Origin of the sequence: Flavobacterium sp. (assembly GCF_046155325.1) — a bacterium.
Taxonomy (GTDB): domain Bacteria; phylum Bacteroidota; class Bacteroidia; order Flavobacteriales; family Flavobacteriaceae; genus Flavobacterium.
Window position 1 is genome coordinate 1 of sequence record NZ_JBJXDQ010000020.1, and the last position, 11,433, is coordinate 11,433.

Genomic DNA, 11,433 nt, shown 5'->3' on the forward strand with positions numbered 1-11,433 from the left:
TAGAAGAATGATTTCCGTTGTGTTCACCAAAATTTTGTGTATTGCTTAATGCATAAATAATTGAAATTGAAGCTGAAGAGTTTAAAAATGTAAAATCGTTACTAGAATCCAATGGTCTAGTGGCTACAATTGTTCTCGTTGAAGAAGGCGCATCGTCCGATACAATTGTCCAGCTTTGAACTGCATCGGGAGATGGTGTAGATTGCCCGCCTGACGGGGTATAGTCTCTGTTTGATGACGAGTTCCAAATAAACATATCATTTACAGATGACATCGAAGTTCCTCCAAAACCAATGCCTAACCACGTATTGCTAGGGCCAATTAAAGTTAATGTTACCTTAGTAGCATCGGTGTCAATTTTTATAGAAAAACCAGTGGTCAAAGTAACTGTTCCTGTAGTAAATTGAGCAAAGGTGGGTATAAAAGCCATCAAAGCTAAAATCGTGAGTACCTGTTTTTTCATAATATTTTATTTTAAAAGATTAATTATTGTTTCATCCCCAGCAAAAACAGCATATTCAAAAGCGGTTTTTCCATCGTTGTCTATTTGTGATTTTGAAGCCTTATGCTCTAATAACAAACGTATTATTTCAGCATTTTTAAACTGAACTGCAAAGATTAATGCTGTTACACCTTGTTTGTTGGTTAAATTTGGATTGGCTTTTTTTTCTAATAATAGGTTTACCAATTTTACATTTCCCTTAACAACTGCTGCCATGAGAGCCGTTCCTTCGCTAGAAACATAATCTACATTAGAATTCTCAATTAAATAAGTTGCAACATTTTCATTCCCGCTATAACAAGCCAAAATCAGTGGTGAAAAACCACTTTGATTTGGTGAATTGATTGTTTCTGGAGTTTCTTTATAAAGGGCTTCAATCTGATTGACTGTTCCTTTTCTAGCAACATCAAATATGTCCAATTTTTCTTGAGCAAAAATTGAAATTTGAAAAATAAATATAAAAGGTAAAAAACACTTCATTTAAAGATGTAAAATATTAATTTAATGGTAAATATAGATAATTATATTAAAATCAAAGTTAAACAATAATTAAAAAATTATAATTTTCGAGTAGACTCTCGTTCTCTCAATTGTGTTTTAATTACAACAGTCTCATAGGGTAAATTTTCTTCTTTAGATTCTAATCTGTCGATAAGTAATTTTGCTGCTACCTCTCCTATTTCTACCCCATACTGACTTATAGTTGACAAGCTTGGAGATAATCTTCGAGAAGCAAGAATTCCATCTGCAAAACCAATAATACATAATTCTTCGGGTATTTTAAACCCTTTTTTGAGACCTGTTTTTAAGACCGCAACTGAGTCTCTTTCGTCTAAAGCAAAAACACCATCAATTGTATTATTATCAAAAATTATATCAATTTTATCGTTTAAATCATCCTCAGAATCAGTCCTTAGAATTATATTGGGATTTATAGCAATATTATTGTTTTTTAAGGCTTGTAAATAACCATCAGATCTTAATTTCCCTACACTTAGATTATCAATTGATGAGAATAAAGCAATATTTTTACAGCCCAAATCTATTAAATGTTGAACAGCATTTAAAGCAGAATCGAAATCATCAACAATAACCTTATCGCATATAACTTCATCAACATTTCTATCAAACATTACAATTGGTGTGCCTTCATTTAAAATATTCGAAAAATGACTGTATTCACCAAGTTTCTGGGCTTCTTCTGAAATAGCCAAAATAAAACCATCTATAGTTCCATTACTGAGCATATCTAATGTATATATTTCTTTTGCTAAAGATTCGTTTGAAATACACATTATCACATTATACCCTTTCTCATCGGATATTTTTTCTATCCCACTAAATACTTTTGCAAAAAAAGAGTTTAAAATATTAGGAATTATAACCCCAATAGTTTTGGTTTTCCTGTTTTTCAAGTTTAATCCAATAACATTAGGTTTGTAGTTTTTAAGTTTAGCGTATTCCTTTATTCTAGTTTTAGTTTGTTCACTTATTTCAGGGCTATCGTTCAAGGCTTTTGAAACTGTAGATACAGAGACATCAAGTTCTTTGGCAATTTGTTTTAAAGTCGCTCTTGTTTTCATAAGTAAATATTTAATATCATATTTTTCTTCTAATCTAAATGATTTATAATGCAAAATATAAAAGTTGAAATATACATTATTTTTTTAAATAGAATCAATACAAATATAGAAAGTCTAATTTAATCTACAATTTCAGAAAATAGATACTAAAATAACTTCAAATACTTATTTGATAATCAGCTAAAAAACGTTAGAAAAATAATCAATTAAGGTATTTGTATTTAAAATAATTAATTGTACTTTTGCAACCCCTTTATTGGGGATGGAATGTTTAATTAAAATATAATATTGTGAACGCATTAAGCTACAAGACAATTTCAGCAACAAAAGCCAACTCTACCAAAGAGTGGATTGTTGTAGATGCTGACGGTCATAACTTAGGTCGCCTTGCTTCAAAAGTCGCTATGATTTTGAGAGGAAAGTACAAGCCAAGTTACACGCCACACGTGGACTGTGGTGATAACGTAATTGTTATCAACTCAGAAAAAATCAACCTTACAGGTAACAAAATGGATGAGAAAACATACATCCGTCACACTGGTTATCCTGGAGGACAAAGAACTTTAACTGCTAAAGTATTGCAATCAAAAAACCCTGCACTATTAGTAGAAAAAGCGGTAAAAGGAATGTTGCCAAAAAACAAAATTGGCGCTGAACTTTTCAGAAATTTAAATGTTGTTGTAGGATCAGAGCACAAACAAGGCGCTCAAAAACCTAGAACAGTTAACCTTAACGATCTTAAGTAATGGGAGTAATTCACAAAATCGGTAGAAGAAAAACCGCAGTAGCTCGTGTTTATGTTTCAGAAGGAACAGGAGTAATTACTGTAAACAAAAAAGAATTTGCAACTTATTTCCCAACAGCTACTTTACAGTACAAAGTTTTGCAACCAATGTCTATGACAGAAAACGTTAGCAATTTTGATGTAAAAGTAAATGTTTACGGAGGTGGTTCAACTGGTCAAGCAGAAGCTGTAAGAATGGCATTAGCGCGTGTTATGTGTGAAGTAAATGCTGAAAACAGAGCTATCTTAAAACCAGAAGGTTTATTAACAAGAGATCCAAGAATGGTTGAACGTAAGAAATTCGGTCAGAAGAAAGCTCGTAAGAGATTTCAATTCTCTAAACGTTAATATAACCCGTCTTGTACTATTTGTACAAGACCAATTGATTAATAAATTAAAAGAAACAATGTTGTTGTTGTCCCAATGCGTTGGGAAATTAGTTTAGCATCTAAATGGATTAATGGTTAAACGATTTGTGGTTAATGATTAAAGGTTGAAAAATCTGAAATCTGAAATCTGAAATCTGAAATCTGAAAATACATTGCTAATCAACAGAACGTAAACTAAACAAAAAATGTCAAACAAAGTAGAAGTAAAAGAATTACTAGAAGCAGGTGTTCACTTTGGACACATGACTAGAAAATGGGATCCAAATATGGCTCCTTACATTTATATGGAACGTAATGGAATTCACATTATCAATCTATATAAAACTGCAGCAAAAATTGAAGAAGCGAATGAAGCTTTGAAAAAAATTGCTGCATCAGGTAGAAAAATATTATTTGTAGCTACCAAAAAACAAGCAAAAGACATCGTAGCTGAAAAAGCAGCTGCTGCAAACATGCCATACATCACTGAAAGATGGCCTGGTGGAATGTTAACTAACTTCGTAACTATCCGTAAAGCTGTTAAAAAAATGGCAACTATTGATAAAATGAAGAAAGACGGAACATTCATGACCCTTTCTAAAAAAGAGCGTTTGCAAGTAGATCGTCTTCGCGCTAAATTAGAGAAAAACTTAGGTTCAATTGCAGACATGTCTAGACTACCTGCAGCATTGTTCGTAGTAGATATCAAAGCGGAACACATCGCAATAAAAGAAGCACAAAAATTAAACATTCCAGTTTTCGCAATGGTTGATACTAATTCTGACCCAAGAGAGGTTGAATTCGTAATCCCATCTAATGATGATGCTTCTAAATCAATCGATAAAATTTTATCTATTGTAACTGCTGCAATTATTGAAGGACTTTCTAACAAAGGTGCTGATGCAGAAGTTGATGCTGAGTCAACAACTGAAAGCACTAAAGAAGAAGTAGCATCAATTGTTGAAGAAGCTACTGCTCCAGTTATTGAAGTTGTAGTTGAAGCTGCTCCAGCTATTGAAGAAGTTGTAGTTGAAACTCCAACTGCTGAAGTTGAAGCTCCAGCAACTGAAGAATAAAAAGCCCATCCCCAACCCTTCCCAAAAGGAAGGGAGTATAGACAACTTAAAATTTACATTAAAAATTTCCCTGTTACTTTCCCTCCCCTTTGGGGAGGGTTAGGGTGGGGCTAAAATAAAACATTATGTCAACTATAACTATAACGGCTGCAGACGTAAATAAATTAAGAACAATCACTGGTGCAGGAATGATGGACTGCAAAAAAGCCTTGGTTGAAGCAGAAGGAGATTTTGATTTAGCAATCGAAAACTTACGCAAAAAAGGACAAAAAGTAGCGGCAAACCGTTCAGACAGAGAATCTACTGAAGGAGCTGCCATTGCTGTTGTTAACGCAGACAAAACTGCAGGTGTTGTTATCACTTTAAACTGCGAAACTGACTTCGTAGGTATGAATGAAAACTTTGTAAAAATGGCTACTGAAATGGCTAACCTTGCATTGACTTTCAACACTAAAGAAGAATTTTTAGCGGCTGATTTCAACGGAATCTCTGTTGCTGAAAAATTAATCGAACAAACAGGAGTAATAGGTGAAAAACTAGAAATTAGAACTTTCGAGAAATTAGAAGGTGCTTTTATCGGTTCGTACATTCATTCTGGAAACAAAATCGCAACTTTGGTTGCACTTTCAGCAAACATTGCTGGAACAGATGAAGTGGCTAGAAACATTGCTATGCAAGCAGCTGCTATGGCTCCTATTGCGTTAAATGAAGATGGTGTTGATGCTGAAACTATTGCTAAAGAAATTGAAATTGCTAAAGATATTCTTCGTCAAGAAGGAAAACCAGAAGCTATGTTAGATAACATTGCTAAAGGAAAACTAGCTCGTTTCTTTAAAGACAATACACTTGTTAACCAAGATTATATTAAAGATAATAAATTAAGCGTTGCTGCTTATGTAAAATCTTTAGACAAAGATCTTATCGTTACTGGTTTTAAAAGAGCCGCTTTAGGATAATTTATTCTAAACTTAAATATAAAAAATCCCATTTCGAAGCAATTTGAAATGGGATTTTTGTTTAAAAACGGTTCAATAATTTTATACATTAACTTTCAATTCGTCTTTAAAGTCGAATCTCTTTCAATAATACTCGTTCCCAATTCGATTGTTCTTGGAGTAAACACCTTACCATCTTTGCGACAAATCATTTCTTCAAGCAACAATCCAAAAGCGGCAACTCCCATTTCATAGTTCGGTTGATCAACGGTACTCAACTTTGGCGTGATTACTTGGGAAACGAACCAATTACTGAAACCAATTATAGCAATTTGGTTGGGCACTTGGATTCCAATTTCATTAAAATGAGCCAAAACTCCTATAGCAACTAAATCCGTGATGACAAAAATCCCGTCAATCCCCAGATTCTCTTCGACAATTTGTTTGGCAAATTCGACTCCTTGTTCAAAAGTGATACTTTTGCACCCATAAACCAATTTGGAATCAAAAGGAATTCCGTTTTTTTCCAAAGCTTTTTTGTATCCAATAAAACGATCAATCGAATTTTGCGGATTTTCAAGACCCCGAATATGCGCAATTTTTTTGCATCCCTTGTCAATTAAATGCTGAACAGCTTCCATCGCGGCTTTCTGGTCATTGATAATAACCTTGGAACTGGGAATTAATTTCGAAATTTTGTCAAACTGGACAAAAGGAATTTCTTTTCGGAGGATTTCCTTGATATGGAAATCATTGTTGGATTCGTTGGAAAGCGACATTATAATTCCGTCAACTCTTTTATTGATTAAAAGAGCCACTTGTTTTTTTTCTAATTCCAAGGATTCATTCGATTGAAGAATAATAACGAGGTATCCATTTTTTTCGGCTTCGGCGATGATGCCGTTAATTACGCTCGAAAAAAAATGATGAACAACTTCAGGAATAATTAAACCAATAGTTTTAGACTCTTTCGTTCTTAGATTCACAGCAAAACTATTGGGTGTATAATGAAGCTCTTCAGCTAAAGCCAGTACAGCTTTTCGAGTTTTATCACTTACGTCTGAATAGTTTTTTAGTGCTTTTGAAACCGTGGTTATGGATATTCCTAAAGCTTCGGCAATTTCTTTTAAAGTTGTCTCTTTCATTTGACAAATATGGTAATAAAAAAATAAATAAAAAATCGAAAACGTTTTCGGCGTTTTCGAAAACGTTTTCGATTAAAAAATAGTTAATTTTAAAGCTTATAAAAGTAGTTTTGATAAAAATAACTCAAACTATTTATTAATCAAACAATTTTAAACCATGAGAAAAATCAACTTATTATTGAAAAGTATGGGATTTGTTACAGCATTATTACTGTCAAATTTAGCTTTTGCACAAAATGAAACGACTCCAATTACGGACACCATTAAATCAACTAAATTGGATGAGGTAGTTGTAACTGGGGTTGTTAACCCAAAAACCAAAATTAGGTCTAGTGTATCTATCACAACATTAGATGTAAAACAAATTGAACAATCAGCTCCAAGATCAACAGCTGAAATTTTTAGAACAATACCAGGGATTCGTTCCGAGTCATCAGGTGGAGAAGGAAACTCAAACATATCAGTTCGTGGGGTGCCTATATCATCCGGAGGTTCTAAATATTTACAAATTCAAGAAGATGGACTTCCAGTACTCCTTTTTGGTGATATTGCATTTGCAACCGCAGATATATTCACGAGATTTGACGGAAACGTTGCCAGAATTGAGGCTATTCGTGGGGGATCGGCATCTACGTTATCGTCTAATTCTCCTGGGGGAATCATCAACTTTATCAGTAAAACAGGTAAAAAAGAAGGAGGAACGATGACCACAAGTTTTGGTTTAGATTATAATAATTTTAGAACAGATATAGATTATGGAGCAAAAATTGGCGATGGCTTATATTTTCACGCAGGAGGTTTTTATAGAGCAGGAGAAGGCGTAAGAAAAACAGGGTCTACATCGAACAATGGAGGACAAGTAAAGTTTAATATTACTAAAGAATTTGAAAAAGGTAAAGTAACAATTTACACTAAATTCCTGAATGACAGAGCCGCCGCTTATATGCCAATGCCAGTGAAAGTTACAGGAACAAATGCTAAACCTACTTGGGGAAATGTTGATGGTTTTGACGCCACTACAGGAGCATTACAATCTGTATATCTAACACATAATGTGGGACTTGGTGCGGATGGACAACTCAGGAGAGGAAAAGTGGCAGATGGAATGAATCCGATTTCAAAATCGATTGGAGTGAGTGCATCTTTTGATCTAGAAGATGGTTGGAAAATAACCGAAAACGGTCGATTTTCTGCTAATAGCGGTGGATTTATTGCTCCGTTTCCAGCAGAAGTTGGAACAGCTTCAGCAATTGCAAATTCTTTTGGAGCTGGTTCTACTTTAACCTATGCTAATTCTGGAACTGCATTTAACAATCCAAATGGATTAGTGTCTAGAATTCACATGTTCGACACCCAATTAAATGACATGAATAATTTTATGAATGATTTGCGTTTGTCCAAAAAATTTGACAAAGTGGCGATTACTGCTGGTTATTTCAAATCGATACAAAACATTTCTATGTCTTGGTTGTGGAATTCATATCTACAAGAAGTTTCAGATAATAATCCTCGCTTGATAAATGTTAAAAATGCCTCTGGAGATTTATTGTCTGACAATGGTTTATATGCTTATGGTGTTCCTGCTTGGGGTAATTGTTGTACAAGAAATTTTGATACACAATATAACGTTTCTGCTCCTTATGCAAACGTTTCTGTTGATGCCTCAGACAAACTATCTTTTGAAGCTGGACTTCGGTACGACAAAGGTAAAGTTACAGGTTCGTTTGCAGGTAGTTCACAAACAATTTATGACGTTAACAATGACGGTATAATTTCTGCTCCTGAAAATAGTGTTTCAGCAATTAATACTGCAAACACTACAGCGGTAGATTATGATTATGATTATGTTTCTTATACTTTAGGTGGAAATTATCTATTAACCGACAATCAATCTCTTTTTGCTAGATTAAGCAAAGGAGCTTCTGCAAAAGCCGATCGTATATTATTTTCAGGTCTAGATTATCTAGATGGAAATAAAATCAATTCATTAGACTTTTTAACTCAAGCGGAAATCGGTTTCAAACAAAAATTCTCAAAAGGCTATTTATACGCAACCGCATTTCACTCTAAAACAGACGAAGAAGGCGGCTATGAAGCGACTTCAAATAGCATCATCAAAAACAACTATAAATCGTTGGGTCTAGAATTAGAAACAGCTTATAATGTAGATGATAATTTTAATTTACGTGGTGGATTTACTTATACAAAAGCTGAAATAACATCTGGAGGCAGTGGTGGAAACGAGCCAAGAAGACAGCCAAAATTGATGTATAACTTCATACCAACGTATAAATTTTCAAACAATAAAAACACTTTAGGATTAAGTTTCATTGGGCAAACCAAAGCATTCGCTCAAGATTCAAATGATTTAGTTATGAATGGTTTTGTAATTGTAAATGGTTTTGTTGAAATTGGTATTACAAAAGGAATGTCTGTAAACATTTCTGGAAATAATCTTTTAGACACATTGGCAATCACTGAGTCTGAAGAGGGAAGTATTACAAATAATTCGACAAACTATGTAAGAGCTAGACCTATGCCAGGAAGATCTATTTCGATGGCACTCTCTTATAGATTCTAATAAAAATTTCATGTTTTTCTTTAGTTAAGTTGACAATTCCTGTATTTTTATAATACAGGAATTGTTTTTATAAAAAACAAACTTGTTTGTCTAATCTTTAAATTTTTCCAAAATGAAAATAAAACTATCTATATTTTTTTTCTTTTTAATTTTTTGCGAATCCAGTTTGAATGCTCAAATAAGTACAAATCCAGAAAAGAACATTGAAAACACCAAGAAAGTAATTTTTGTTTACGGCAGTTCAAATTGTCATTACTGCACAGATGCTAAAAACATATTAATCGAAAATAAAATTGATTTTGTTTTTTACGACATCGATACGGATAAAGTTGCGCTCAATGAAATGCTTGCCAAATTAAAGAAAGCCAACATTAGTACAAATAATCTTGGCATTCCGGTTATTGATAAATATGGAGAACTATTCTCAAACAATACCACCTTTGATAATTTTATAAAAAAATTAATTCACTAAGCTATGTTCAAAAAGACAAAACTGAATTTCTGGCAAATATGGAACATGAATTTTGGATTTTTTGGAATCCAGTTCAGCTTCGGTTTGCAACAAAGCAACATGAGCGCTATCTATAAATATTTAGGAGCCGATGAAGGAAGTTTACCAATGCTCTGGCTTGCTGGGCCAATTACAGGTTTGATAATCCAACCCATCGTTGGCGCTATTAGCGACGGAACTTGGTCACCAAAATGGGGTCGCAGAAAACCATTTTTTTTAATTGGAGCATTAATTTCAAGTATTGCTTTATTGATAATGCCTTTTTCAAATACCCTTTTTATGGCAGCCAGTTTGCTATGGATTTTGGACGCAGCAAATAATTTAGCAATGGAACCCTATCGCGCCTTTGTTGCTGACAAGTTGGATGAAAAACAACAATCTTTGGGTTTTTTAATGCAAAGTTTTTTTACTGGTTTAGGAATTACTTTGGCCAATTTTACTCCAGCAATACTCGTTTCTTTGGGAATTTTAGCCATTACCGACAAATTATCTAACGGAATTCCAACCTACACCTATTGGGCGTTTTTTATTGGCGCATTTGCTTCCATAACATCTGTTTTGCTCTCCGTTATTACGACCAAGGAATATCCTCCCACAGCCGAAGAATTAGCCGTTATCGAGGAAAAGAAAAAACACAACATTTTTAAGACCGTTTGGACTGATATTGTAGAAGCTTTTAGAACCATGCCGTTAACTATGAAGCAGTTGATACCCGTGAAGTTTTTCACTTGGTACGCCATGTTCTGCTATTGGCAATACATCACTTCAGCGCTTTCTATTTCTATTTTTAAAACTACAGATCAGGCTTCGGAAGGGTTTTCGAAAGCACAATTATTAACAGGAAGTTTAAACGGAACCTATAATATTGTTTGTTTTATGGTCGCTTTTTTGTTGGTTCCATTGGCATTAAAAATTGGAGCAAAAGGCGTTCATTTTTTCGCATTATTATTGGGTGGAATTGGACTTTTGAGTATTCCCTTATTGAATAATGTCGATGTGCTTTTTGTGATGCACAATCCATTTGGCGAAAATATAGAAGTAACCACCATTTTTTTGTATTCCTTTGGATTAGGAATCTCTTGGGCATCAATGATGTCCATGCCTTACCAACTTTTGGCGGGATCAATTCCTAAGGACAAAACGGGAGTTTATATGGGGATTTTCAATATGTTTATTGTTATTCCAATGGCAATTCAAGTCATAACTATGCAATATTTTGTCTATGATTTGCTAGGAAAAAATCCAGTAAATGTTATTCGTTTAGCAGGATTGTTTCTAATTATTGGTGCGTTTTTAACGCTGTTTATAACCATTAAAAACAGCAACAAAGCAACTGAATAATGAAAGATATAAATTACACAAAAGCAATCGAATTACTCCAAAAATGCTCTTCTTCGGAAGGTTTTTTGGCAAGTGCACAAAACATCTCCAACTACAAAAGAGTTTGGGCTCGTGACGGCGTTATTTGTGGATTGGCAGCATTAGCTTCAGGCAATGCCAATTTAATTGCCACTTTCGAAAAAACATTGAAAACCTTAGCCAAAAACCAACATCATAACGGAACAATTCCTTCCAATGTTATGACAAATGGCGATGAAATCGAAATAAGTTATGGCGGTTTGGCAGGAAGAGTCGATGCCGTAACCTGGTTTATTATTGGGATTTGTCAATATGCTTATTATACGAAAGATAACGCTTTCGTAAAAAAATACGATAGTAATATTCAAAAATGTTTGCAACTTCTAGAAGCATGGGAATTCAACAATAAACATTTATTGTATGTACCACTTTCAGGAAATTGGGCAGACGAGTACATAACGGATGGTTATGTTTTATATGATCAATTGCTTCGGATTTGGGCATTGAAAAGTTACAACCATTTTGCAAAAAGCGATTTGATTGCTTTCAAAATTGAAAAAATAACCGAGCAAATCGAAATTAATTTTAC

12 protein-coding genes are annotated in these 11,433 nt (G+C 33.8%); 8 read left to right on the top strand and 4 right to left on the bottom strand.

The features are described 5' to 3' along the window. The 3 genes from ACKVOD_RS01680 to ACKVOD_RS01690 form a co-directional block, all read right to left on the bottom strand. Positions 1-463, bottom strand: a 463-nt coding sequence (locus ACKVOD_RS01680; RefSeq protein ID WP_409207750.1) for a DOMON domain-containing protein, incomplete at its 3' end; no start/stop codon positions are given. A 6-nt stretch (positions 464-469) separates the two neighbouring features. Next, positions 470-922: an ankyrin repeat domain-containing protein gene (locus tag ACKVOD_RS01685; protein ID WP_409207751.1), complete on the bottom strand. Its 453-nt coding sequence runs from the start codon at positions 920-922 to the stop codon at positions 470-472. A gap of 137 nt (positions 923-1,059) precedes the next feature. Then, positions 1,060-2,085: a LacI family DNA-binding transcriptional regulator gene (locus tag ACKVOD_RS01690; RefSeq protein WP_409207752.1), complete on the bottom strand. Its 1,026-nt coding sequence runs from the start codon at positions 2,083-2,085 to the stop codon at positions 1,060-1,062. A gap of 290 nt (positions 2,086-2,375) precedes the next feature. On the opposite strand from ACKVOD_RS01690, the gene rplM reads away from it, so the two are divergent. From rplM to tsf, 4 genes are all read left to right on the top strand, one after another. Beyond that, positions 2,376-2,831 carry a 50S ribosomal protein L13 gene (gene rplM, locus ACKVOD_RS01695; RefSeq protein ID WP_264565636.1) on the top strand — a complete coding sequence of 152 codons (456 nt, stop codon included), beginning with the start codon at positions 2,376-2,378 and terminating at the stop codon, positions 2,829-2,831. Continuing rightward, complete coding sequence (rpsI, locus tag ACKVOD_RS01700) at positions 2,831-3,217, top strand: 30S ribosomal protein S9 (RefSeq protein WP_409207753.1); 387 nt, start codon at positions 2,831-2,833, stop codon at positions 3,215-3,217. Before rplM ends, rpsI begins: the two co-directional genes overlap by 1 nt. Before the next feature lie 226 nt (positions 3,218-3,443). After that, a complete protein-coding gene (rpsB, locus tag ACKVOD_RS01705) occupies positions 3,444-4,313 on the top strand; it encodes a 30S ribosomal protein S2 (protein WP_409207754.1) in 870 nt (289 codons plus the stop codon). 125 nt (positions 4,314-4,438) lie between these two features. Continuing rightward, positions 4,439-5,269, top strand: a complete 831-nt coding sequence (tsf, locus tag ACKVOD_RS01710; RefSeq protein WP_409207755.1) for a translation elongation factor Ts — start codon at positions 4,439-4,441, stop codon at positions 5,267-5,269. A gap of 95 nt (positions 5,270-5,364) precedes the next feature. On the opposite strand, the gene ACKVOD_RS01715 is transcribed toward tsf, so the two are convergent. After that, positions 5,365-6,393, bottom strand: a complete 1,029-nt coding sequence (locus ACKVOD_RS01715) for a LacI family DNA-binding transcriptional regulator (RefSeq protein WP_409207756.1) — start codon at positions 6,391-6,393, stop codon at positions 5,365-5,367. Between the two features lie 157 nt (positions 6,394-6,550). Here ACKVOD_RS01715 and ACKVOD_RS01720 point away from each other — a divergent pair, with 157 nt between their 5' ends. From ACKVOD_RS01720 to ACKVOD_RS01735, 4 genes are all read left to right on the top strand, one after another. Beyond that, positions 6,551-8,974: a TonB-dependent receptor domain-containing protein gene (locus ACKVOD_RS01720; protein ID WP_409207757.1), complete on the top strand. Its 2,424-nt coding sequence runs from the start codon at positions 6,551-6,553 to the stop codon at positions 8,972-8,974. A gap of 112 nt (positions 8,975-9,086) precedes the next feature. Further along, positions 9,087-9,446, top strand: a complete 360-nt coding sequence (locus ACKVOD_RS01725; protein ID WP_409207758.1) for a glutaredoxin family protein — start codon at positions 9,087-9,089, stop codon at positions 9,444-9,446. Positions 9,447-9,449: 3 nt separating this feature from the next. Further along, the gene (locus tag ACKVOD_RS01730; protein WP_409207759.1) at positions 9,450-10,826 is read left to right on the top strand and encodes an MFS transporter; all 1,377 of its coding nucleotides are present in this window, start codon (positions 9,450-9,452) and stop codon (positions 10,824-10,826) included. Then, positions 10,826-11,433, top strand: a 608-nt coding sequence (locus ACKVOD_RS01735) for a glycoside hydrolase 100 family protein (RefSeq protein ID WP_409207760.1), incomplete at its 3' end; no start/stop codon positions are given. The genes ACKVOD_RS01730 and ACKVOD_RS01735, both read left to right, overlap by 1 nt.

Excerpts from the sequence above, each read along its gene's own strand:
- ACKVOD_RS01730 (WP_409207759.1), top strand. The coding sequence starts at position 9,450 with ATGTTCAAAAAGACAAAACTGAATTTCTGGCAAATATGGAACATGAAT.
- ACKVOD_RS01720 (WP_409207757.1), top strand. The coding sequence starts at position 6,551 with ATGAGAAAAATCAACTTATTATTGAAAAGTATGGGATTTGTTACAGCA.
- ACKVOD_RS01715 (WP_409207756.1), bottom strand. The coding sequence starts at position 6,393 with ATGAAAGAGACAACTTTAAAAGAAATTGCCGAAGCTTTAGGAATATCC.
- tsf (WP_409207755.1), top strand. The coding sequence starts at position 4,439 with ATGTCAACTATAACTATAACGGCTGCAGACGTAAATAAATTAAGAACA.
- ACKVOD_RS01690 (WP_409207752.1), bottom strand. The coding sequence starts at position 2,085 with ATGAAAACAAGAGCGACTTTAAAACAAATTGCCAAAGAACTTGATGTC.
- rpsB (WP_409207754.1), top strand. The coding sequence starts at position 3,444 with ATGTCAAACAAAGTAGAAGTAAAAGAATTACTAGAAGCAGGTGTTCAC.
- ACKVOD_RS01725 (WP_409207758.1), top strand. The coding sequence starts at position 9,087 with ATGAAAATAAAACTATCTATATTTTTTTTCTTTTTAATTTTTTGCGAA.
- rpsI (WP_409207753.1), top strand. The coding sequence starts at position 2,831 with ATGGGAGTAATTCACAAAATCGGTAGAAGAAAAACCGCAGTAGCTCGT.